General features: G+C 70.3%; 15 protein-coding genes and 3 pseudogenes. 5 read left to right on the top strand and 13 right to left on the bottom strand.

Translation table 11 applies throughout. The annotated features are described in order from the left end of the window. Positions 1-2: 2 nt before the first annotated feature. Both AB0412_RS24475 and AB0412_RS24470 read right to left on the bottom strand, forming a co-directional pair. A pseudogene (locus AB0412_RS24475) lies at positions 3-107 on the bottom strand (IS5/IS1182 family transposase); the annotation flags it as partial. Between the two features lie 769 nt (positions 108-876). Continuing rightward, positions 877-1,404, bottom strand: a complete 528-nt coding sequence (locus tag AB0412_RS24470) for a hypothetical protein (RefSeq protein WP_366404711.1) — start codon at positions 1,402-1,404, stop codon at positions 877-879. A gap of 666 nt (positions 1,405-2,070) precedes the next feature. Between AB0412_RS24470 and AB0412_RS24465 the strand changes: the two genes are divergently transcribed. Then, complete coding sequence (locus tag AB0412_RS24465; RefSeq protein WP_366404710.1) at positions 2,071-2,472, top strand: hypothetical protein; 402 nt, start codon at positions 2,071-2,073, stop codon at positions 2,470-2,472. A gap of 75 nt (positions 2,473-2,547) precedes the next feature. Further along, a complete protein-coding gene (locus AB0412_RS24460; protein WP_366404709.1) occupies positions 2,548-3,033 on the top strand; it encodes a hypothetical protein in 486 nt (161 codons plus the stop codon). A 54-nt stretch (positions 3,034-3,087) separates the two neighbouring features. Here AB0412_RS24460 and AB0412_RS24455 read toward each other — a convergent pair whose 3' ends face one another. The 3 genes from AB0412_RS24455 to AB0412_RS24445 all read right to left on the bottom strand — a co-directional run bounded on the left by AB0412_RS24455 (position 3,088) and on the right by AB0412_RS24445 (position 7,144). Then, a complete protein-coding gene (locus tag AB0412_RS24455; protein ID WP_366404708.1) occupies positions 3,088-5,835 on the bottom strand; it encodes a tetratricopeptide repeat protein in 2,748 nt (915 codons plus the stop codon). A 456-nt stretch (positions 5,836-6,291) separates the two neighbouring features. After that, on the bottom strand, positions 6,292-6,597 hold the full coding sequence (locus AB0412_RS24450) for a hypothetical protein (protein WP_366404707.1): 306 nt from the start codon (positions 6,595-6,597) through the stop codon (positions 6,292-6,294). 343 nt (positions 6,598-6,940) lie between these two features. Beyond that, the gene (locus tag AB0412_RS24445) at positions 6,941-7,144 is read right to left on the bottom strand and encodes a hypothetical protein (protein ID WP_366404706.1); all 204 of its coding nucleotides are present in this window, start codon (positions 7,142-7,144) and stop codon (positions 6,941-6,943) included. A 205-nt stretch (positions 7,145-7,349) separates the two neighbouring features. On the opposite strand from AB0412_RS24445, the pseudogene AB0412_RS24440 reads away from it, so the two are divergent. Together AB0412_RS24440 and AB0412_RS24435 are read left to right on the top strand one after the other, a co-directional pair. Then, positions 7,350-8,417: pseudogene (locus AB0412_RS24440) on the top strand (PLP-dependent cysteine synthase family protein); the annotation flags it as partial. A gap of 27 nt (positions 8,418-8,444) precedes the next feature. Then, a pseudogene (locus AB0412_RS24435) lies at positions 8,445-9,662 on the top strand (MFS transporter); the annotation flags it as partial. Positions 9,663-9,918: 256 nt separating this feature from the next. Here the strand turns inward: AB0412_RS24435 and AB0412_RS24430 are convergent. The 3 genes from AB0412_RS24430 to AB0412_RS24420 are packed head-to-tail and all read right to left on the bottom strand — an operon-like array spanning position 9,919 to position 13,570. Next, entirely contained in the window at positions 9,919-10,971 is a 1,053-nt protein-coding gene (locus AB0412_RS24430; RefSeq protein WP_366404705.1) for an ABC transporter ATP-binding protein, read from the bottom strand. Continuing rightward, the gene (locus tag AB0412_RS24425) at positions 10,968-12,536 is read right to left on the bottom strand and encodes an iron ABC transporter permease (protein ID WP_366404704.1); all 1,569 of its coding nucleotides are present in this window, start codon (positions 12,534-12,536) and stop codon (positions 10,968-10,970) included. The genes AB0412_RS24430 and AB0412_RS24425 overlap by 4 nt, the downstream gene beginning before the upstream one ends. A gap of 14 nt (positions 12,537-12,550) precedes the next feature. Continuing rightward, positions 12,551-13,570 carry an iron ABC transporter substrate-binding protein gene (locus tag AB0412_RS24420; RefSeq protein ID WP_366404703.1) on the bottom strand — a complete coding sequence of 340 codons (1,020 nt, stop codon included), beginning with the start codon at positions 13,568-13,570 and terminating at the stop codon, positions 12,551-12,553. A 257-nt stretch (positions 13,571-13,827) separates the two neighbouring features. Here AB0412_RS24420 and AB0412_RS24415 point away from each other — a divergent pair, with 257 nt between their 5' ends. Further along, a complete protein-coding gene (locus AB0412_RS24415) occupies positions 13,828-16,413 on the top strand; it encodes an AMP-binding protein (RefSeq protein WP_366404702.1) in 2,586 nt (861 codons plus the stop codon). A gap of 249 nt (positions 16,414-16,662) precedes the next feature. Here the strand turns inward: AB0412_RS24415 and AB0412_RS24410 are convergent, their stop codons facing one another. The 5 genes from AB0412_RS24410 to AB0412_RS24390 form a co-directional block, all read right to left on the bottom strand. Continuing rightward, a complete protein-coding gene (locus AB0412_RS24410; protein WP_366404701.1) occupies positions 16,663-16,953 on the bottom strand; it encodes a transposase in 291 nt (96 codons plus the stop codon). 305 nt (positions 16,954-17,258) lie between these two features. Continuing rightward, positions 17,259-18,407 (bottom strand): FAD-dependent monooxygenase, encoded by a 1,149-nt coding sequence (locus AB0412_RS24405; protein WP_366404700.1) that lies wholly within the window; start codon positions 18,405-18,407, stop codon positions 17,259-17,261. Beyond that, positions 18,404-20,428: a LodA/GoxA family CTQ-dependent oxidase gene (locus tag AB0412_RS24400; protein WP_366404699.1), complete on the bottom strand. Its 2,025-nt coding sequence runs from the start codon at positions 20,426-20,428 to the stop codon at positions 18,404-18,406. The genes AB0412_RS24405 and AB0412_RS24400 overlap by 4 nt, the downstream gene beginning before the upstream one ends. 1,344 nt (positions 20,429-21,772) lie before the next feature. Beyond that, positions 21,773-22,204: a hypothetical protein gene (locus tag AB0412_RS24395; RefSeq protein ID WP_366404698.1), complete on the bottom strand. Its 432-nt coding sequence runs from the start codon at positions 22,202-22,204 to the stop codon at positions 21,773-21,775. Next, the gene (locus AB0412_RS24390; RefSeq protein WP_366404697.1) at positions 22,201-22,650 is read right to left on the bottom strand and encodes a hypothetical protein; all 450 of its coding nucleotides are present in this window, start codon (positions 22,648-22,650) and stop codon (positions 22,201-22,203) included. The genes AB0412_RS24395 and AB0412_RS24390 overlap by 4 nt, the downstream gene beginning before the upstream one ends. Between the last annotated feature and the right edge of the window lie 498 nt (positions 22,651-23,148).

Raw genomic sequence — 23,148 nt, 5'->3', positions numbered from 1 at the left:
GTTCGCTCGACGACCCAGCGGAAGGTGCCCTGGCCGGCGCCGTGAGACTGTCCCCGTTCGGCGATCGCGGTGCGGGTCCTGCGTGTCCGAAGGAGCCGCCGGTACTTGGAGGTAACGGAGTTCCTGGTCGGTTGGCTGGGGACCGCCGCCTGAAGCATGACGCGCGGGCACTGGAACCGGCGGCCGCCACTGCAGTCCGGCAGTGGTGGTGCAGCCGCTGAACGTCGAGAACAACAGCAGCGGGCTCGGCTGGGCAGAGCACGCCGAAGCACGGTAGCCGCCCGCGTCCGGGTTCGCGGCAGAGCCGCTCCGCAACGGGTGGGTGTCGATGCGACCCCGGCATCAGGCAGGCCCATTCCTTGGGCCCACATTGGGACCGTGGTTGGTGCCGTGGCGGCCATCGGCAGTCTGGTCTTCACTGCCGTCGCCACGTACTACGGCGCTGTGGTGGCTCAACAACAGCTCGACGGTGCGCCGGCCTCGCGGGGTGAGGGCGCGGGCCGTGGCGGCGAGCATCCGGTTGCCAGCGCACTCCGCAGAACTGTGCAGGGCGAAGTGGGCGAGCGCACGCAATTTGAGCACTTCGGTCAGGGCCTGGGCGTCGCGTCGATTCCCTGGGGGAGTGACTGTGGCGCGAGGCTAGCCCATGGGGCTCCATGCAGCTCAGCGGCAGTTTCCTTGACGCTGACGGGTACAACAGGTGTTGTGGTATCGCCGATTCAGGTGAAGCGCTGTCGGCATCCGCGCCTTGCGGGTTTCGGATCAGGCCCACCCGCGCTCGGAGCAGGACAGAGCGCGAGGAAGGCAGCGCGGCCTGAGTCGCTCGATCCCAGCTCCGCCGGCCGCCGTACCCGCCGCCGAGTACCTGGTCGCAGGTCAGGCAAGGGCCTCTTCCATGGCCGGGATGAGGAGCCGAAGCACGTTCTGGCCGATCTCGTTCTGCATGAACCCCGGGTAGTCGCCGTCGCGGGAAGGGACCACCTCGAAGTGGTAGTGCCGGCTACCCACTGTGAAAGCGAACGCCATGGGTTCGTCGTCGTCAGCGGGCCAGACCGCGAAGGACTCGCCCTTTGCCATGCCCTGTGGGATCAACCGCGCCCCGGGCGCCTCGAGGTGGGTCCGGTAGTCCTCTCGACTGACCTCCTGGACGCTCGCGTAGGAGGTGGGGCTGCCCCACGTGCACCCCCACGGGCGCTTGCCGTCGACGGGATCGGGGCGCGTACCCACGAAAGCCTCGTAACCACCGTATTTACCGAAGATCACTGGAAGCTCATCGACATCCAGCAGCGAACAGGCGCTCGCCTTCTGAGCGGGCATGGTCTTCGCCGCCCCCTCCTCACTCGCGGAGCCGCCGGACGCCGCCGAGCACCCCGCTACGGCGAAGACTCCCGCGAGGACGAGCACGGTCCAACGACGTGGCCCCAGCCATGATCCTGCGGCTGCGTCACGCATACCGACCCCTGGTCGCGGAGGCCTCCCGTGTCGCAGCTCCCATGCCCTGCTTTTCGTCACCATACTGATCCGCTCGTTCGGCGTTGACTCAACCCGGCCGGCCCGGACGACGCAACCGACCTATCCTGACGGCCCCTTTGGGGGCCGTGGCACCGACATCTCCCTCCGCAACTCCGTGACCGAGCCAAGGGCAGGATGCCCGACACCGCGCCGACGGGAGCCCGCCGATCGTCGGCGTCTCACCGTCCTACCAGCGCCTCCCGGATTCCCGGACCGGGCCGGAGCGGCGATCCGCGCTCCGGCGTCCCACCTGGGCCGACGCGCGTGCCGCCGGGTTCTGCGGGAGACGGCGGCCCTGCCCTGCACGGTACGTTCTCCCGCGTCCGGGAACCGGCGAGGCACCTCCAGGTGCCCGCCGGCAGGGAGCATACGGTGGCACCGGCGCGGCACAAGGAGGGGCAGCGCATGAACCCAGGTCAGCAGATCGAGTTCCAAGCCTCGTGCGGGCACTTGATAGCGGCTTCGGCCGGCCGTGTCAGGCAGGACGTCCGCTGCCCCCATTGCCACCAGGTGGTCCGGGTCCCGCCGCCCGACGTTCCCTACGCTTCTCCGGTCGCCGTGCCGATCGGTGCGGTCGAGCCGGTCGCACTGACCGCCCTCTACCTGACAGGGCTGACCGGCGGCCTGACAGGGGCCGGGCTCATCTACCTGGTCATGTTCGACGACTTCTCGGAGTCCGAGCTGGTCACGATCACACCGCTGTGGTTCTTCCCTCTCGTCTTCGGCCTGTACGGCCTCGTTTCCCAGCGGCTGCTTCGTCGTATCGCCACGGGACGCGCGGCAACCCTCGGCGAGGCCGCCCGCATGTCGATCGACGTGGCCGGTCACTGGGCAGCCCTGGTGCTCTTCCCGTTCGTGGTGCTGAAGTGGCGCAGCTCCCTGCTCGTGTCGCTGGCGGCGGCGGTCTTCTGGGCCGTGCTGCTGTGGCTCTTCTTCGTGCTGCTCTTTCCGGCCCTCTGACGTGGCCTCCGGCGAACGGGAAAGGGGGAGCCTGTGAACGGTATGCCGACGGGACCCGAAGGACTTCCGCCGGGGGTGGCCGTGCCCATCGCCCTGCTGCTGGGGCTGGCCGGTGCTCTGTGGGTGGCGTGGCGGCCCACCCCGCCACGCCTCGGGGCCGCCCTGGGGTGCGTGGTCCTGCTGGCGGTCGCGGGGCTGCGTCTCCCGCTCACCGTGGAGTTCGACGTCCCCTACGACCGCTGGGTGGAGGTGTATGCGGGCGACGACCCCAAGCTGTATATCTTCCTGGCGGACATCGCGCTGACGATGGTGCTGCTGGTGACCGGGGCGACCAGAGCCGCGGTGGTGGTCCGGGGCCTGATGTGGCCGTTCGCCGCGGTGACCCTCCTGGTGGGTGCGGTTGGCCTCGGAGGTGTGCGGGGTGCTTCCCTGCATCCGACGACCGGTCTGCAGACGGGGGCGGCGGTCTTGGTCCTGGAGTTCCTGCTGCGCCTGGGAGTACTCGTCGCTCTGGTCCGTGCGGGGCCGGGTGTCCGTGGCGGTGCCGCCAGGGCACGGTGACAGATGGACCGCGTGACCATGGTGGCGCCCGTGAACGTCGGTCAGGGGTGAGGTTCAGGGTGCGGCGGTTGGTTCCTGGGACCAGTCGGCCAGCAGCTGCTCGGTCTCGCGGGTACGTGGGTGGTGGGTGCCTTGCACGCGGACCATGTCTGCCAGCACGGCGGTGAGTTGGGTGACCGCAGTGGCGTGATCCCCATCGCGGTACAGCAGTTCGGCCCGTTGCTGGCGGATGCGCAGGGAACGTGGGTGGTCGGAGCCGAAGACCCGCTCGACCGTCCCGTGAAGCCGCTCGAGTCGTTGCACCGCCGCGTGGGTGTCACCGGCGACACCGCGCCAGAAGGCCAGGTTGGTCTGGCAGGTCAGGGTGGTGGGGTGCTGGGCGCCGAGCCCGAGTTCCGCGTCGTCGGCCGCCGTGGCGAACTGCTCGACCGCCAGGTCGTGGTCTCCGGCGATGCCGTGCCAGTAGGCAAGGTTGTGCCGGGCGATGAGGGTGTCGTGGTGCAGCCGGCCGAGGACGCAGACCAGTCCGTCCACCGCCCTTTGGTAGGTGGCGACGGCCGTGTGCACGTCACCCGTCTCTCCGATCCACCGGCTGAGATCGGACAGGACGCGCAGCGTCGACGGGTGCCGTGGCCCCAGACTCCGCTCCAGGTCCCGGGCGAGCGCGGCATAGGCGTTGCGGGCACCGTCGGCGTCCCCGGACAGGCCGCGGCACAGGGCGACATGCTCCTCGGCGGCCGTCACCAGGGGGGCGTCCGCGGCGAGCACCGCCCGTGCCTCGGCTGTCAGGGCGACGAAGTCGTCCAGCGCGGCGACGATCTGGCCCGTCTCCATCCGCCAGCGGGCATCGTGCAGCCGTATGGACAGCGTGTCGGGATCGGCCGGGCCCAGACCATCCTCCGCCTTGCGCCGCAGGTCCGTCAGCTGCCGTACAGCCTCCGCTGTGTTTCCCAGGTCTCCTTCGGCCTGGGCCACCTGCGCGCACACCGTCAGCAGATCGCGATGGCCGGCGGGGAGTCGCCGCCGGGCCTGGTCGGCGAGCTGCTTCGCCACGGCCCGCGCCGCCTCGTGCCGGCCCAGGCCAGCCAGGTGCGGCCCCAGCCTGCGGAGCAACTGGTGCATGCCGGCGTCGTGCCACAGGTGGTCGCCGACGTGTGTCAGCAGTGCGTCGGCGCAGCGGTACAGCACGGCCGTCGTGTCGGGAGCGCAGTCGGGCGCGGACCACACCTCTTCCAGAGCGTCGGCTGCCGCCGCGGCGATCGCCGCGCGCCGGTCCGCCTGTACGCCGTCGCGGACCGCCCGCTGGACGAGGGAGTGCACCTCGACGACGGACAGACCGGACGGTTTCTGGTGGGTGACGAGACTCAACCGGTGCAGGGCGCGCAGCGCGAGGAGGTTGCTGCGCGCGGGAAGGCTGCCCGGACGAGCGGGTGTGTCCCGCTCGGTGAGTTCACCTCGCTCGCATCGGTGGTCACCGTCGAGCCAGGTGCGGGCCGCCGGGCCGAGCAGGACCGCCTCCGGAATGCCGTCGGGCGCCAGCACCGAGATCAGCTCGAGCATGGCACGGGCGGCTCCGGGCGGAGCCAGTGACTCCGCTCGTGCGAGGGCGAGTTGGAGCGTGCTTGTCACCGTACCGCCGTGCTCGTCGGCGGGGGAGGACGACGGGAACAGCCCGGCGAGGCTCTCCCGCTCGTCGGTCAGAAGGCTCAGGTACGAGGGCAGGTCCATGCCGGTGTCGATGAGGAAGGCCGCCGCCTGGGAGAGGGCGAGCGGAAAGTGCCCGAGCACCGAGGTGAGGGCGGCCACGTCCTCCGGCTGGTGCGCCGGGAGCCCCGCAGGCCCGGCGGCGGGGTCCACATCCAAAGAGAACCGGTCAACCAGGTACCCGGTGGCTTCCTCAAGGGTGAACACACCGACGGGGATCACCCGCACGCCCGGACGGAGCAGCGCGGCGTCCCGCCGACGTGTGGTGACGACGGTCCGGCCCGCGTCGCCCTCCGGCCACAGACCGGCCACTTCGCCGAGGTCGTCGACGTCGTCGAGCACCACGAGCCAGGACGTCCCGGTCGACCGCAGCCAGGCGAGGAAAAGGTCGGCCTGCGTCTCGTCGTCGCTGCCGAGGTCCGTGCCCGGCGTGGCGCCGCCACCGGCGACACTCGCCCGCGACAGCGCACGCCAGGCGCGGGCATAGCCGTCCAGGACGGAAGCACGGTTGTCGGCGGGCACCCACAGCAGGAGCTCGGAACGCCGCTTGGCACGGTGGAACGCCGCCGCGGCCAGCTGCGACTTGCCGACGCCGCCCGCACCGGTGAGCAGGATCCGCCGTACGGAATCGTCCGCCAGGCCCTCGTCGATGCGCTCGGCGAACTCGTCACGCCGGCGTAGCGCGGCGGCGTCACTCGGCGGACGCCCGATGACGATCGGCGCCCGCATACCCTGCGGCCGTTCGGTGACGCGCTCCGGCGATCCCGTGGCGGTGCGGCTGCCACGGTAGTCCCGCGCTGCGCGCCACAGACCCTGCCAGTGCGCCACCGCGGTCCGGCCGGTCGCCATGCCACCGCTCGCCTGCTCGATGGCGCGCACCAAGGCCATGACGGCCTCGAACTGGCGCGGCACCGACTGCCCGCTGGTCCATTCGCCGAGCCGACGTGCGTTGACGGCCACGCGGCGCCCGGACGGCAGCACCACCGCGCTGGCCCGCCGAGCCAAGGCCTCGTCCGGCACGTCCCGCAGCGTGCGGCGCAGTCGGGTGAGTTCCGCCGCGAAGACGAGCCGTGGATCACCGTTCGTGTGCTCGCCCACCTTCGGCGCTCCTTTCAGCCGACTCCGCCAGTACTCGCCTCCGACCCCCCTTGCGTTGCGAGGGGGCCGACCGAGCGCGACCGGCCTGGCAGCAGCATGCCGCTGCCCGACAGGTGGGCCTGACGCCATGGCTGGGCATCTCCCACACCTGCGGTCCGCACGTATGGTACGAGCGTGGCGGCAATACGCGCAGTACATGGGCAAGTTGGGCGACCTGAAGGCTGAGGATTCCCATGCGTTGCGCTGCACCGGGGGTGTGCCCTGCGGGCGGGCGGTCGTGGAGCTCTTCCCGTTGCTGCTCCTGAGGTGGCGCAGCTCCCTGCTTGTGTCGCTGGCAGGCGGCGGTCTTCTGGGCCGTACTGCTGTGGCTCTTCTTCGCAGTGGTCTTCCCGACCCTTTGAGCGCGACCACGGCATGACGCAACGGCGCGGCCGGGCGCGGACCCGTTGTGAGTTGTCAGCCGTTGACGTCGAACGCCAGCGCGGCCAGGAGTACAAGCCAACTGAGCGTTCCGATCCCGCAGATGTCGCAGATGCGGCGCCGCAGCCACAGCGGGCGCCGTTCGGAGTTGGGCCACACCATGAGCCGGAGGGTCAGCAGTACCCCCAGCCCGAAGCCGCACAGGCCCAGGAGCGACACGGGACCCGGCACGAACAGCCCGTTGCCGAACATCCACGCCTCGCCGCCGAGATAGCCCACCGCAACCGAGGTCGGCTGGTCACCTTGCACCACCAGGGGCGGTCCGGCGAGTTGCCGTAGCACCAGCTTCCCGGCCGTGGCTGCACGTACGCGTCGCCGCGGCCGCCCTTGAGCGTGACGTGCTCGATCTCCGGTCCACCGTCGTCCGGGCGGAAGGTGCCGGAGCACCGGTACGTCCGGACGACACCACCGTCGGACGAGGTCGACTCGTGGTCCACGCAGCGCTCGACGGTGAGCCGGCCCGGGGTGCCGACCCATCCGGCACCGGCGAGGACCTTCGCGCCGAACAGCCACGCCACGTACAGCCCAGCGACGGCCAGCGACACGGCAAGATGGGCGGAGATGCCGCGAAACGCCAGAGAGGGTCGGTCGGTGGTGGCGGCGCACTCACCGTCCTGCGTCGCCATCAGGCCCGACCCCGGCGGGCGCGCAGGATGCGCGTCACGCGTGTGATGCCGCAGCCGAGCAGCCAGGGCAGCACGGTTACGCCCAGGACCAATACGTAGAGCACGCCCAGAAAGTCGCCCCTTTGGATCGCATTGTCCAAGTCCTCCAGCGGCAGCATCGTGCGGGTGACCGGAAACCCCACCGGCTCCAGCGGCGCCAGCACCGAACACAACCGGGGCCGCCAGCCGGGACTTCGGGCGCACCACACCCCCAGGGTGCCCATGATAAAAGGCCCGAACGGCACCCACAGGCGTCGGCTGCCGCGTGCTCATGGCCCGTACGGCGGACCCGTTCGGTCCGCCCTGTCGCCATGGGGCGCGAGATGAACCCGCAGCGTGCATTCATCGAGCGAGAGTGACAAGACAGACATGCAGTCATTGACCAAGACCGCGGTCGACGCGGGCCATTCCGCCCTGTCCGGACTGGTGGGCAACACCCCTCTGCTACGGGTGTCGGAGCCGCTGGCCCCGGCCGGGCGCGGCGTCTGGGCGAAGCTTGAAGGGTTCAACCCCGGCGGTATCAAGGACCGTCCGGCACTGCACATGGTGGAGCGGGCCCGGGCCCGTGGCGACCTGCGGCCCGGCGGACGGATCATCGAGTCCATCAGCGGGACCCTGGGGCTGGGGCTGGCGCTGGCCGGGATGGTGTACGGCCACCCGGTCACTCTGGTCACCGATCCGGGGCTGGAGTTGTCCATGATCCGGTTGCTGACGGCGTACGGCGCCCAGGTCAACGTCGTCTCCGAGCCGCATCCGACGGGCGGCTGGCAACAGGCCCGCCGTGAGCGTGTGCAGCGGCTGCTGGAGCAGCCCCGGACTCCTGGTGCCCGGACCAGTACAACAACCCTGACAACGCCGCCGCCTACACCCCGCTGGCGCTCGAACTCGCCTCTGAGCTGGGCCACATCGACGTGCTGGTGTGCAGCGTCGGCACCGGCGGCCACTCGGCCGGCGTCTCCCGGGGTCCTGCCGCAGCTCTACCCGGAGCTGACCGTCGTCGGCGCGGACACGACCGGCTCGACGATCTTCGGCCAGCCCGCGCGCCCCCGCCCGATGCGCGGGCTCGGCTCCAGCATCTACCCCCGCAACGTCGCCTACGAGAACTTCTCCGAAGTGCACTGGGTGGCCCCGGCAGAGTCGGTGTGGACTTGCCGGCAGCTGGCCGCCTCCCACTACGCCACCGGCGGGTGGAGTGTCGGCGCGGTCGCGCTGGTGGCCGGCTGGCTGGCCCGGACGATGCACGCGGACGCACGGATCGTCGCGATCTTTCCCGACGGCCCGCAGCGCTACCTGGGGACGGTCTACGACGACTACTGCGCCGCCCACGGCCTGCTGGACTCCCCGCCGACGCCCGAACCGGAGTTGATCGGCCGCCTCGATGAGAAGGAGGTCACCCGCTGGACCCGGTGCACCACCGTGGTCGATCCCCTCACCCTGCAAGGCGCGGAACAAGAGGATGCCGAGGGCTTCTACATGCTGATGCCCTACCTGGCCGCCCACCTCTCCGGCACACTCGGCCTGGCCGGCTGGATCGTCGGGCTGGTCCTCGCGTACGGAACTTCAGCCAGCAGGGCATATTCCTGGTCGGCGGCACACTCGCCGACCGGATCGGCTACAAGCCGATGATCGTCGCCGGGTGCGTGCTGCGTACTCTCGGCTTCGCGACGCTCGGGCTGGTGGACTCCCTGCCCGCCCTGCTCGCCGCCTCGGCGGCCACCGGACTGGCCGGGGCCGCTGTTCAACCCGGCCGTACGGGCGTACCTCGCGGCCGACGCGGGGGAGCGCAGGGTTGAGGCGTTCGCCCTGTTCAACGTGTTCTACCAGGCCGGCATCCTGCTGGGCCCCCTGGTGGGCATGGTCCTGACCGGGGTGGACTTCCGCATCACCTGCCTGGTGTCGGCCGAGATCTTCGCCCTGCTGTCCGTGGTCCAGATCCAGGCACTGCCCGCCGTCCGGGCCGACGACAGTCAGAGCAAGAAGGAAGACCGGGACGGTGTACTGGCCCAGTGGCGAAGCATCCTCGCCAACCGGCCGTTCCTGCTGTTCTCCGTGGCCATGATCGGTTCGGACGTCCTGTCCTTCCAGGTCTATCTGGCGCTGCCGCTGGAGGTGCGCCGGCTCGGCGGCGACGGGGAGTTCGGCACGGCGGCGGTGGCGGTGCTCTTCGCCGTCTCCGGGCTGAGCACGATCGTCGGTCAGACGCGGGTGACGGCGTGGTGCAAAGAGCGGTACGAACCTGGGCAGGCGCTGGTACGGGGACTGGCGGCCATGGGCCTGGCCTTCGTGCCCCTGCTGTTGGCCACCGCCGTGCCCGTCCCGGAGTCCGGGATCGGATTGTGGCTGCTCGCGGCGGTGCCGCCGACGCTTGCCGCGCAACTGCTGACCGTCGGCATGATGATCGCCTACCCGTTCGAGATGGACACCATCGTCCGCCTCTCCGGTGACCGCCTCGTCGCCACTCACTACGGGCTGTACAACACGATCTGCGGCATCTGCATCACCGTCGGGAACCTGGGCACCGGCGCCGCGCTCGACGCCGCACGTGCGGCCGGGATGCCCGCGCTGCCGTGGATCACGCTGTGCGCGCTCGGGCTGGCATGCGCGGCCGCCCTCTACAGCCTGCACCGCACCGGCCGACTGGCGGCGCCGTCCGCTTCTCAGCCGCTGCCAGCGACTGCCTGATCCATCGGCCCTCCGAACCGGGGGCGGGGCACCGCACGATCCCCCGCCCCTGGAGAGGCGCCTTCGGCCTAGTCTTCTGAGTCAGGTTCTCAAGGGACTGGACACTTTTGTGGACGCCGCGCCGTATCTGCTCGTCGGTCAGCTCGGCGAATCACCGCTCGACCAGGTTGAGCCAGGACGATCCAGTGGGCGTGAAGCGCAGGAGCACCGCCTCGCCGCACAAAGGTCCACGACCGCGTCGGTCTCTCTCGCCGTCTCACGGGTGCAAGACTGCCTCCCCCTTGACGAGGATGCCGGTGCGGTCGCCGGGCTGTACGGCTACCGGGCCGCTCGCGCGGATGTCCACCGGGGTGTCAAGGCCGTCGACAGCCACGGTGACCATGGCGTCGTGGCCGTAGAAGCGCACGTCGGTGACGGTGCCGACGGTGGCTGCGGACGCGGGTTCGGTGAGCTGCAGTTGCTCGGGGCGCAGCATGACCGTGCCGGTGCCGGTGCCCGTTCCTGGGCCGGCATTCGTGACGAGCGGGATCGCGCCCAGTGCGGTGTTCGCCGTGCCGCCGCTGCGCGCGGTCGCCGGCAGTAGGACGGCGTCGCCGACGAAGCCGGCGACCCAGGGATCGGCCGGGCGCCGGTAGACCTGTTGCGGGGTATCGCGCTGGGCCACGCGGCCGTCGCGTACGACGGCGACGAGGTCCGCGGTGGACAGGGCCTCCTGCTGGTCGTGGGTGACCAGGACGGCGGTGGCGCCGCTCAGATGCAGGGCCGTGCGGACATCGGCGCGGACGCCTGCGCGCAGGGCGCTGTCGAGGGCGTTGAACGGCTCGTCGAGCAAGACCAGTGCCGGGCGCGGGGCCAGGGCGCGGGCCAGGGCGATGCGTTGCTGCTGGCCGCCGGACAACTCGTGGGGCATGCGTTCGCCGTAGTCGGCCAGTCCGACCAGTTCCAGCATTTCCTCCGTGCGGCGCAAGCGCGCGGTCCGGTCGAGGCCGGTGAGGCCGAAGGCGACGTTCCGCGCTACGCTCAAGTGCGGAAAGAGGGCGCCCTCTTGGGGGACGATGCCGATGCGGCGGCGCTCGGGCGGCAGGTGGACTCCGGGGCCGGTCAGGACGCGTCCGCCGAGGGAAACGCTGCCCGCGTCGGCGCGCAGGAACCCTGCGATGATCCGCAGCAGGGTGGTCTTGCCGCAGCCCGAGGGGCCGAGCACCGCTGCCAGGGCGCCACCAGGGACGGTCAGGTCGAGTCCGTCGAGGACGCGCGGCGCGCGCGGACTGTAGGACTTGGTCAGTCCTTCGATGCGCAGTTCGGTCATGTGCGGTGCCTCCCGAGGAGGTAGGAGGGGATCGCGGCGAGCAGGATCAGTGCGGCGGCGTACGGGGCCGCGGCGGCGTAGGAGGCGGTCCCGGTTTCCGTCCACAGGCGGGTGGCAAGCGTGTCCATGTCGGTGGGGCGCAACAGCAGGGTGGCGGGGAGTTCCTTCATGCACACCACGAAGGTCAGCGCGGCGCCCGCCGCCACGCCGGGCGCGGCCAGCGGCACGGTGATCTCGCGCAGGACCCGCCAGGGCCCACGGCCCAAAGACCTTGCTACGTCTTCCAGTCCGGGCGGGGCCTGGAGTACGGCAGTGCGCGTGGCGGCGACCGCGACGGGCAGGAACAGCACGGCGTACGCGCCGACCAGCAGCGGGAGTTCCTGGTACACGGGGTGGGCGTAGCGCACCGCGAAGAAGACGAGCGACAGGGCGATGGTGATGCCGGGCAGGGCGTGGCCGGCGTAGGCGGCCTGTTCGAGCAGGTGGGCGACCCGGCCCCGATGGCGGGCCGCGATCACGCCGATCGGCAGGGCGAGCACGGTGGTCAGCGCGGCGCCCGCTGCCGCGAGGCCGAGGGTGGTCGTGGCGGTCTCGGCGAGACGCGCCGGGTCCCAGGTCGCGGAGTTGCCGACGGCCAGCCAGTAGCTGAGAGTGGCGAGCGGGAACGCGACGGCGGCGGCCGTGACGGCACCGCACCAACTCAGCGACGGCACAAGCCACTTCCCCAAGGGAGCGGGATCCGCAGGGCGCGCGGCTCCGGTGCCGGTGCGCGCGTACCCGGCCCGCCCCCGGGTGCGCGCCTCGGCGGCGACCAGGGCCACGGTGAGCAGCACCAGGACCACGCTGAGCGCGGCGGCCGGGGTCCGGTCGAAGGACGCCCGGTACGAGGTGTGGATGCCGCGGGTGAAGGTGTCGTAGCGCATCAGCGAGACCGCGCCGAAGTCGGAGAACACGTACAGCGCCACTAGGACCGCACCGCCGGCGGCGGCCGGGCGCAGTTGGGGAAGGGTGACGCGCCAGAAGGTGCGCATCGGCCCGAGTCCGAGGGAGCGGGCCGCCTCCTCCTGCGCGGGGTCGGTGCGGCGCAGCGCGGCGGCGACGGGCAGATGGACGTACGGGAAGCTCACCAGGGTCAGCGAAAGGGCCGACCCGGTGAACCCGGCCAGCTGTGGGGCGGCAGACAGCCAGGCGAAGGCGGCGACGTAGCTCGGCACGGCGAGCGGCAGGGTCACCAGCACCGCCCAGCCGCGCGCCCATGGAAGAGCCGTGCGGGTGGTGAGCCAGGCCAGCGAGACGCCGAGCACCAGACAGGCGGCCACGACGACGGCCGCCAGGGCGAGACTGCGGCCGAGCAGCAGCGCCGCGCGCTCGGTGGTGACGATGCCCCAGGCGTAGCCTGGCCCGCGTTCGAGGGCGCGCACGCAGAGGTAGACGAGCGGAAGCACCGCGAAGACGGCGGCCACTGCCGCCGGAAGGCCCAGCACCCACGGGAGCCGCCGGGCCGGCCGGAGCCGAAGCACCGGCCGGGTACGGGGGTTGGCGCCGACGGAGGTATCCGTCTTCATGGCTGACCTGGTCCTCAGACCAGTCCGGTTTCCTGGAGCATGGCCAAGGTCTCCTTGAGCGAGTCGAGCTCACCCAGGTTGATCTTGGGCGCCTGGAGGGAACCGAGCGCGGGCAGGCCCTCCGCCGGAGCGACGCCCGCCGACAGCGGGTACTCCTTGGTCTCCTCGGCGAAGTAGCTCTGGGCCCCCTCGCCGAGCAGGAAATCCGCTGCCTTCTGCGCGTAGTCAGCCTCCTTCTTGCCGGCGCCCTTCAGCAGGCCGACGCCGGCGACGTTGACCAGACCGCCCGGGTCGCCATTGGGCAGGAAGTGGAGCTTGGCGGTGAGCTTGTCGTCGCCCTCCTCCGCGGCCTTCTCGTACCAGTAGTAGTGGTTGATCAGGCCGATGGAGACCTCGCCGGAGTCCACTGCCTCAAGGATCTCGGTGTTCTTCTCGTACACCTTGGGGGAGTTGGCCTTGAAGCCCTTGAGCCAGTCGCGGGTGGCGTCGTCGCCTTCCAGGACGCGCATGCCGGTGACGAACGCCTGGAAGGAGGCGTTGTTCGGCGCGAACCCGATCCTGCCCTTCCACTCCGGCTCGGTCAGGTCGTGCACGCTGTCCGGCGGTGTGGAGACCTTGCCCGGGTGGTACGCGAGGACGCGGACGCGCCCGGACACACCGACCCAGTCGCCCGCGCTGCCCCGGTAGGCCGCGTCGACCCTGTCCAGCGTCGGCTGCGGTAGTGCCGTGAGTGCGCCTTCCTTCGACAGGGCACCGAGCGCACCCGCGTCCTGCGAGAAGAACAGACCGGCCTCGGTCTTGTCGCCCTCCTCCAGGATCTGGGCGGCCAGTTCGGCGCTGTCGCCGTAACGGACCACGATGTTGGCGTCGAGTTCCTTCTCCAGCTTCTCCAGCAGCGGTGCGACCAGGTCCTCGTTGCGGCCGGAGTAGATGACCAGGTCGGCTGGCTCGTCGCTGCAGGCCGCGAGTGCCGGGGCGAGCAGGCCGAGAGCCAGGAGCGGTACGTAGAGGCGTCTGGCCGGGGGGCGTCGCATGGTGAAGCCTTCCTGACATGGCTCACTTCCGGTGCCGGACAACGCGCCGTGGGGACGGCGAGGGGAGCGAGCGGGGGAGCGGTGCCGAAGGAACCTGTGAACGCCCTATGAATAAGGTAAAGCTAACCTCACCGTCAAGAACAGCTTGATAACGGGCGTTGCTCGCTGTTCTCATCACACCCTGTGCGTCTGTCGTGCGCCGCTTGTGACATTTCTGTGTCTTTCCTTTGAGGTTAGGTACACCTAATACTGCGCCTGTGCTCACCCCCTCCGACCTGCTCTCAGGCGTTCCCGGCGCCATGTCGCCGCTGTTCGCCAGGCGTCTCGCCGCACACGGCGACCGAACCGCTCTGCTGACCGGCGACAGCGAACTGTCCTACCGCGAACTGGCCGAAAAGGTCGCCCGGATCGCCGCACGCCTGGGCAGCCGGAGGCGACTGGTGCTCCTGGCTGGCGCCAACACGGCCGATGCCGTCGTCACTTACCTCGCCGCATTGGCGGCGGGCCATCCGGTCCTGCTGGTCCCCGGCGACAACGAGGAGGCCGTGCGGTCCCTGACCGCCGCCTACGATCCCGATGTCGTGGTGGCCGCCGACCGCTCGGGGCGGTGGCAACTCAACGAGCGGCGGGCCGTCTCCGCCCACGAACTCCATCCGGACCTCGCCCTGCTGCTGAGCACCTCCGGCTCGACCGGATCGCCGAAGCTGGTACGGCTGTCGTACGAGAACCTGCAGGCCAACGCCGAGTCCATCGCCACCTACCTGGGCATCCGCGAAGACGACCGCGCCGCCACCACCCTGCCCATGCACTACTGCTACGGCCTGTCGGTCATCAACAGCCATCTGCTGCGTGGCGCAGGCCTGATCCTCACCGACCTCTCGGTCGCTGACGACGGCTTCTGGGACCTCTTCGCCGCCGCGCGCGCCACCGCCTTCGCCGCCGTCCCCTACACCTTCGACCTCCTCGACCGGATCGGCTTCGCCGAACTGCGCCTGCCCCACCTGCGCTACGTCACCCAGGCGGGTGGCCGGCTCGCCCCCGACCGCGTCCGCCACTACGCGGAGTTGGGGCACCGTGAGGGCTGGGACCTGTACGTCATGTACGGCCAGACCGAGGCGACCGCCCGCATGGCCTACCTGCCACCGCACCACGCCGCCACCCACCCCGAGACGATCGGCCTCCCCATACCCGGCGGCTCCTTCCGCCTCGAACCTCACCCCGACTGGCTCGGTCAGGACACCGGCGAGCTCGTCTACTCGGGCCCGAACGTCATGCTCGGATACGCCGAAAGCGCATCGGATCTCGCCCTCGGCCGCACCACTGACGAACTGCACACCGGCGACATCGCACGACGCACACCCGACGGGCTGTACGAAATCGTGGGCCGCAGCAGCCGGTTCGCGAAGATCCTCGGCCTGCGCATCGACCCGGGGCGCGTCGAGGCGCTGCTGCACCGCCACGGCCTCACCGCCCTCTGCGCCGGCGCCGACGACGAACTGGTGGTGGCCGTGGCAGGTGGGAGCGACACCGACGCGGGCCAGGTGCGGCGCCTCGTCACCGGCGAGTACGGGCTTCCGCCCCGGGCCGTCGCCGTCCACGTTCTGCCCGAACTGCCCCGGCTGGCCACGGGCAAGCCTGACTACGAGGCCGTACGGAAGCTCGGCCGCGAACCCCTGCCGGGTGAACAACCGGCCGATCTGTGCAGGTTGTACGCCGAGATACTCGACCGCACGGACGTCACCGAGGACAGCAGCTTCGTGTCGCTGGGCGGCGACTCACTGTCGTACGTCGAGATGTCGCTCAACCTGGAACGGGCGCTCGGCCACCTGCCACCGGACTGGCACACCAGACCGATCCGCGATCTCCGCCGACCGGAACCCGCGCCGCCGCAATCGCCGAAGAACGCACGCAGGCGCACCCTGGAGACCGGCATCGCCCTGCGTGCCCTGGCCATCGTGCTCATCGTCGGCTCGCACATCCACGTCTTCTACGTCAAGGGCGGCGCCCACCTGCTACTGGCGGTCGCGGGCTACAACCTCGCCCGCTTCCACCTCGCCCCTCCCGCCCAACGCCGCGAACGCGTCCGGCACGGACTGCGCAGCATCACCCGCATCGTCCTGCCCAGCATCGCCTGGATCGCCATCGCCCTGCTGCTCACGGACGACTACAGCCTGACCAACCTCGTCCTGCTGCACAGCGTTCTCGGGCCGCATGACAGCGAAACGGCCATGCATTTCTGGTTCATCGAGGCGCTCACCTACATCCTGGTGGCCGCCATGGCCCTGCTGAGCCTGCGGATCGTGGACCGCACCGAGCGACGCTTCCCGTTCGCCCTCCCCATCACGATCGCGGCCCTGGGGCTGGTCACCCGCTACGACCTCTTCGCACTGCGCGACCGCATTCACCTCCCGTCGGCGGCCGTGGTCTTCTGGCTGTTCGCGCTGGGATGGGCCGCGGCGAAGGCGGACAAGACCCGCCAGCGCGTGCTGGTGACCGCCGCGGCCGTGGCCACCATCCCGGGCTTCTTCCCAGGTGAACCCTTCCGGGACGCTGTCCTCGCGGCCGGCTTCGTCCTCCTGGTGTGGGTCCGCAGCCTGCCTAGCCTGGGCCGGGTCAACACCGCGGCCGGCGTCCTGGCGAGCAGCTCGCTCTACATCTACCTGACCCACTGGCAGATCTACCCACTGATCGACGACGTCTCCGGATGGCTGGCACTGCTCGCCTCGCTCCTCTTCGGCATCGGCTACGCCGCCGTGGCCAACCGGGTGATGCGAAAGCTGTCCGGCCTGCGAGCACAGCGCCAACGCCCAGCGGCGGCATCCAGCGAGGCGACCGACTACTGAGTTTTTCGTTAGTTCTGTGGGTGCAAGGGCTTCAGCAGCGTGAGCATGATGGGGTGTCTTCCGAGCCGCAGGATGCTGTTGCTGATGTCTCCGTTCTGCCGTTGACGGGGCCGCAGTTGGCCGAGGCCCGTCGCATGCGCGCGGCCGCGTTGTTCGAGCAGAGACGTCCTTCATCCGAGGTTGCCCGGGCAGTGGGGATGCATCCCGAAGTGTGCGCCGGTGGAGACGTCTGTGGGAGCAGGGCGGGGTTCAATCGGTGCGCCGTTCGTAGTCACGGACCAGACGACGGCTGCGCAGGCACCAGGCGAAAGGTCTCTTCACCACCCAGCGGCGGGGCAGCACCTGGAAGCCTTGGACGTCGTCACTGCGGCGGACGACGCCCAGGACGAGTCCGGGGTGCGCGGTGGCCCAGTCGACGAGGTGGCCGCTGTAGCCGCCGTCGGCCCAGACCCGTGACAGCCGCCGGAAGCAGCCCGTCCCCGCCGGCAGCAGGGTCCGGGCGGCGTCCCGACCGGTCGTGGACGCCGGCGTGACCTGCACGGACAGCAGCAGTCCGAAGGTGTCGGTGAGCAGGTGCCGCTTTCGGCGTGAGGGCGACCTGGTGGCCGAGGGCCTGGAGCTGGCGGACGAGAGTGTGTGGGCGTTGGCATCGGGTGGGCGTCAGCCGGGCCGGCTGACATGGCCTTAGGTCGACACAACGTTCGAGGAGGGGACGATGGAAGGAGCGCGTTCTGGGACCAACACGCCCGACCAGGAGATCTGGTCCCCCCCGGCACCAGCGCGGCGGGGAGTGCACGGCCTCAGTGGGCTCCGTACCAACGGCCGGTGATCCCATCTGCTGCAGGCTATGCCCGCAAGCGCTGCTGATGTGCCCCTCGTGTATCTGCCCTTCCTTGTCTTCGCGACCAGAAGGGGTGGTCTAGCCAGCGGGTTTCCTGGGCGTGGACCATCCGGTGGCCTTGTCGGTATGCGGCCAGCGCGGCGGTGATCTGGGCTGTGTAAGCGTCGAGGGCGTCTGAGGTGCCCCGCAGGTGGGCGTCGATGGCCTGGGCCGCACCGAGCCCAGTGTAGAGAGCGGTGAGAATGCCCTGGGAGGACAGGGGGTCGAATGCCACGGCGGCGTCCCCCGCCGCGATCCAGCCGTCGCCATGGACCCGGTCCAGGTGACTGCTTTGAGCCGGGGCGCGGCGCAGGGGGCCCAGGTCGCCGAGTCCGTGGGGGTGGGCGGTTGGTGCCACATACCGGGTGGCGAGAAGGCGGCGGCGGAAGTCCGTGGGGGTGAACAGGTCGGGGTCGGTGAAGTAGGAGAGGAGACGGCGGCGGGAAGGCAGCAAGGTCGTGTACCACCAGCCGTCCGGAGCGGACTCGACCAGGGAGTGGCCGTCGGTGGCACCGGGCAGGGCGTCGAGGGTGAGGTGATGAGCTGTCAGCCGGTCCTCGACGCGTCTGCGGGCGCCGGAGGTGACGGCGATCGCGGCGCGTCTGCCGGTGGCGTCCACGATCCAGCGGCACGTGACGGGGCGCGGTGCGGCGTGAGCGGCACGCAGGGTGAGGTGCCAGGTCCCGTCGCGGCAGCGCACGGGTCGTCGTACGGTGGTGTGTTCGACCACCTCCGCTCCCGCGGCGCCGGCCGCGGTACGCAGGGTGCGGTCGAACAGCGGTCGGTCCAGATGCCAGCCGTGGCCGTAGGGATCGCGGATGAAGTCGACGGTGTGGAGGACGGGGGAACCCCAGGCGGAGTGGTTGCCGTGGCTGGGCAGATGTCCGGCAGCGAGGACGGTGTCGGCGACCTGGAGGTCGTGCAGGAGCAGGCGCGCGACCGGCACGAGGGCCTCGCCGGTCTTGGGCGGGCCGGTCGTCGAGTCAACGAGGAGCACCGTACGGCCTGCCCGGGTCAAGGTGAGGGCCGCGGCGCAGCCGGCCGGGCCGCCGCCCGCGACAACGACGTCGTAGTGGTCGCATGACGGGCGGTACGTCACGGTCTCGCGGATCACAGGGATTCTCGGAGCGGATCGAGCTTCTCCAGGTAGCCGGCGGCGACGACCGCCTCGTCGTGGCCGGTGACACGCATGACCTCGCCGATGGCCTGCGTCACCAGAGCGGCCTCCACCTCTTCGGCCGGGAGTTCCCCGCTCCAGGTGCCGGCCTCCGCGGCCAATTGGGGGCTGGCCGCCTGCGGGACCTGCACGTTCACCAGATTCGCCTGGTCGGGAGCCGCGCGCAGCCGTTCGCCGGGGACGGACTCGACCTGGATGAACTCCGGGAACCTGCTGTCCCCGACCGTGTACCGATGGGTCTCCACGATGCCGAAGTCCGGCCAGTCGTCGATCATCTGGCGGCGCTGCTTGTTGAAGTCGGAGCCCGTCAGGCCGCGCAACCACACGGCGCGTCGTTCGAAGGCGCGCTCTCTGGTCGCCAGATCGGCGCCGGGGTTGTTGACGACGTCGAAGTCTGCGCGTTTAAGCACATGGTTGGGGACCTGGGCAGGCCAGAAGGTGGGCAGGTAGGGGCTGTAGCGCGGGCCCAGACCGTTGAGCACCTGGTAACCGGAGCGGCAGCTGGCGGCGTCGCACTGCCACGGGGCGGCCATCCAGCGGGTGAGGTCTCCCGGGCCCTGCGCGTACAGCGGGCCGTCCTTGGACTTGACCTCCTGGTCGCTGAGGACGTCGCCATAGTCGCGTTCCGGATGGCCCGTGGCGCGGTGCAGGATGCGGAAGGGCTCGGCGTACATGGTCTTGTGCCGTACAGGCCAAGTGAGCTCGCAGCCGGGGTGGAAGGCGTCCGCAGCGCAGTTCTCCAGCGCGGCCCGATCGAGCAGGGCCGGTTGCTCGCCGACGGGTGCCTGGTCGACGTCCTCGTGGTGCTCGTGGAGCGGGCCGGGCTGGAAGCGGCCCACGGCCCACTGGGCGAGCAGCCGGTCCTGCGTGGGGGAGAGCGTGATGTGCTGCCGTACCGACGTGCCCCGGCCGCCGGCCATCGCGTCGCCGTACAACCAGGGCCACGGCAGCGGTGAGACTCCGTCACGGTCCCAGTCCCGCATCTGGACGTATATCTGGCGACGCAGTTCCTGGCTGCCGGCGCCCGGGTCGGCGAGGCGGGCCCGTAGTGCGGGGTCGAGGAAGTGGTGCGGGCCCTTCCAGCCGAACTGGGTGGCGAAGCCGTGGTTGGTCCACTGGAGTCCGCAGAACCTGCTGAGGATCGGTTCGATGTGATCGGCATAGGAGACGACGTCCTCGCGCGGCAGGGTTCCCTCGGTGATGAAGACGTCCTGGAGCACGTCGTAGAGGGTGCGGACGGTCTTCACACCGGGTGCGTAGTGCGGAGGGGCCACCACGACCCAGGACGGTGTCGCCGTCCGGGTCTGCCCGCCGATCGTGACCTCGGCGGTCACGGGGCCGTCGGAGACGTCGTCGTACCAGGTGTCGTTGTTGGTGACACCGCTGATCGGCTTCTCCGGGGTGGCGTAGGAGGCCGACTTCCCGTCGCCCCCGACGACGAGCAGGCGTCCGGTGGGCTCGGTGGAGATCCCGCCCAGCGAGACCTTGCGGCCCATGATGGTGCCGGTGTCGAAAGTGCCCACCTCGTGCAGGGAGGCGCGGACGGTGCGGATTCCGGGGTCGATGACGAGTTTCCGTCGCTCCGCGCCGATCACGGCGGCGTTGCGTCTGCCTCGCCGATCCGGCGCCAGGGAGGCCGCTTCGGGGATGTCGAGCGGAATGTGAAATTGGTACCAGGCGGCCTTCTTGTTGGCCAGGTGCACCGACCAGCGAATCTCACTCACGCCGTCCTGGCCCAGCTTCAGCTCCCTGACGACCTCGCCCGCCCGGTTGTATCCGTAGACTCGAAAGCGGGCCGCCTGCTTGATGATCGCCCCGGACGCGTCCTTGTAGGAACCGGGCGGGAGCGGCTTCTGGTGCGGTGACTCGGGGCCTATGAACGGGTCCGCGGAACTGTTGCCGACCCGGGCGATGCCGATCGCCGGATGGATCTTCACCTGCACGATCTGCTGGTCCATGAGGAGCCTTTCGGTCAGACACACCGAATCCGAACTTAGGCATGGGTGCGGGTGTCCACGCAGGTCGCGGGGGGCCGTTGGAGGGACGGCCGAACAGCGTAGGGACGGCGACCCGGCCCCGACCGGCTCCCTGCGGGCCATGTCCCCTCACCCGGCAGCGCGAGCCGGGCCGGTGGGCCGCTGCGACTGGTGCCAGGCCCGGTTCGCGTTGGACGTTCGGCGGCTGGTGGGGTGGAGCGGGGAGACGGGCGGCGCCAGCAGACCGGAGAGTCATGCGTTCGACAGCCGGGTCGCCCGCGCTACGTCGTCCGCACGCGCCTTCTGCGGGTCGATGCCGCGCGCCCGGGCCGCCGCGGGTGACGTCGCGGCGCAGCAGGACGATCGTCGCGTCGACGCTGTCGCCCTATCCAGGTCGATCACCGCGGACGTTGTCGTCGCGATCGGGCGTGGCGACGGAGGCGTAGTGCCGGTCGGGCCCCACGAGACCCGCCTTCGGCCACGACGGCCGACGCGTCAAGCGCCGGAACGCACAGGGACTCGACGAGTGCCGACCCCTCGGGAAGCCGCGACCGGACGGTCTGCGAGATGACTCGCCGCACTCGAGGCGGTCGCGGTTTCCCATGAGGGCCCCACCCTGCCGACGTACTCGGGCAACTGTTCCAGGACGCCTCGAGTTCCGGATACGTCCCGCACCGCATGCAGGCTCTGCTCGAAGGTGTCGAGCACATCGTGAGGGCATGTGGAATCTCGCCGCTCTCGATCGACTGCGAGACGCCTGCGTAGAAATTCGGCCTCGGCCACGATGCCCTTGCGCCGGCAGACGACCTCCAGCGGATGTGACCAGCCCGGGTGACTGGAACCGAGGTCAGCCGAGGAGGTCCAGCAGCGGGACCGGCTGAGTGTGAAACGGCTGATGGCTAAACGTTGGACCTGCAGCAGTTGCTGACCGGAGCGGTAGTGGCTGCGCGGGGGGTGTGGTTGGCCGGACTGCCGCTGGTGGAACGGCTCGCCGTGTGCAGGCCCTCTTTGAGCCGATGCAAGGCATCTTCTTCGCGAAGAACTCCTACCGGCTGCGGCATCTGGCCGACGACCGCCGACGCCTGCAGGAGTTGCTCCGCACCGTCAACGACGCGGGCCAGGACCCCGGCGGGGCAGACGCCGCCCCCCGGAGGGAACGACACTTCCAGCCTGACCAATTCCGGGTGCCGGTCGGACGGGCCGATCGCGTCGACCTGGCAGTGCAGGGTCACCGTGCGCCAGCCCTCGAGCGGCGGCGTAGGAGGCAGTTCGCCCCCATGAGCTCGGTCAGCTCGTCGGCGGCGAACTCCTGGTTCCCGGGGCGTGTCACGACCGCCCCGTGTTCAGGAAGGCGCGGGTCTTCGCGGCCAGCTCCCCGATAGTGGTCCCGTCGACCTGTCCGCAGGTCACGGCCTCGTACTGCACCAGCGCGGAGTGCAGAAGGGACTCCGCCTCCTGCCTGCGGGCCAACGCCTCGTTGATCCGGGCCGCGAGCGGCGCCCCGAACAGCCGTACTTGGGGGGATGGGGCAAAGCGCTTCACGGCGTCCCGGAACGCTCGGGCAGCCACATCCGGTTCGTAGTTCTCTCCGAACTCGAGGCGCCCGTCGGGGTGGATCGTCACCAAGGGCCGGTTGTTGGCGCCGGGGATTCGGATCGTGTATGAGGTGATCGGCTTCGCCGCGGTGGGCATGGTGAGGCCGGTCACCGGCACACCGACGAGGCTGCGGGACTCTCCGACGTTGAACGAGCCGTTCACGAGACATCTCCCCAGTAACCGGGCTGCGGTATGACGTCGATGCCCTCCTGCTCCGACAGGCGGTTCACGCTCGGGTCGGTGCTCCACAAGGTGAAGCCGCCGAACTGACGGTGGGCGGCGCGAAGCCGCTCCCGCTTCACCACGGCGCTGGGCCGGTAGTCTCCGCGGCCGCGCATCAGGACCAGGGTCGCCGGTACGCGGTTCCGGGCGAGCCACGCGATGACGTGTTGTTCCAGGCGGCGCTGCTCGCCAGTCATGACGAGGACGGTCTTCCCGCTCTCATGCGCGCGCCGGACCTCGGCCACGACGTTGCGGTTGGCCGGGCATTCGAGCATCGCGGCATGGAACACGGAGAAGTCTTTCGCCAGGTGGTGAATCATCGAGACGTTGATAAGACCGCCCTCGAGGTCGAAGGCGACGGCCGGCGGGGCGATTGCGATGGTCACACGCTCTCCCAGTTGTAGATGCGGATCATCCCGACGGCCTTCTCCCTACACGGATCGCACGTGCTGACGCGGCGATCCCCGGTGCCGCATATCGCCGCGGCGAGGGCGTCGGCTGCCCCGGTAGAGGCGATTAAGAACGGACAGGGTGGAGCCCTTCTTACGGCAGGAGTCGCAGCCCTGCGTCTTGTCGGGCCGGGGGTTCTCCCCGCCCGCGGTCAGGGCCAGGCGCTCCTCGAGTTCGGCGAGGCTGGGAGCTTCGGCAACCGCGGTCATCGGTTGCAGTCCTTTGGAGCGCGAGACTTGTGGTGTGCGATGGTCTTCAGTTCGCTGCCGACCCGCTCCTACGCGGTCATCAACTGGCAGGCCGTGCAGCGGTAGGCGACGTAGCGGCGCAGGGGATCGGTCCGCGACATCGGGTTGCCCTGGCGGCCGCCAGCCCTCCTCGCCGGGGCCCTGGTCCCCGCACCACTCGCATGACGGGTCGTAGTGGGAGAGGAG

The organism is Streptomyces sp. NPDC052012 (genome assembly GCF_040689265.1).
In the GTDB taxonomy this organism is placed as follows: Bacteria; Actinomycetota; Actinomycetes; order Streptomycetales; family Streptomycetaceae; genus Streptomyces.
The sequence above is the reverse complement of the archived record's forward strand: the minus strand, read 5'-3'. Positions and strand labels throughout refer to the sequence as shown.

Coding starts and splice junctions, on each gene's coding strand:
- AB0412_RS24425 (WP_366404704.1), bottom strand. CDS start 12,536: ATGAAGACGGATACCTCCGTCGGCGCCAACCCCCGTACCCGGCCGGTG.
- AB0412_RS24420 (WP_366404703.1), bottom strand. CDS start 13,570: ATGCGACGCCCCCCGGCCAGACGCCTCTACGTACCGCTCCTGGCTCTC.
- AB0412_RS24400 (WP_366404699.1), bottom strand. CDS start 20,428: ATGGACCAGCAGATCGTGCAGGTGAAGATCCATCCGGCGATCGGCATC.
- AB0412_RS24430 (WP_366404705.1), bottom strand. CDS start 10,971: ATGACCGAACTGCGCATCGAAGGACTGACCAAGTCCTACAGTCCGCGC.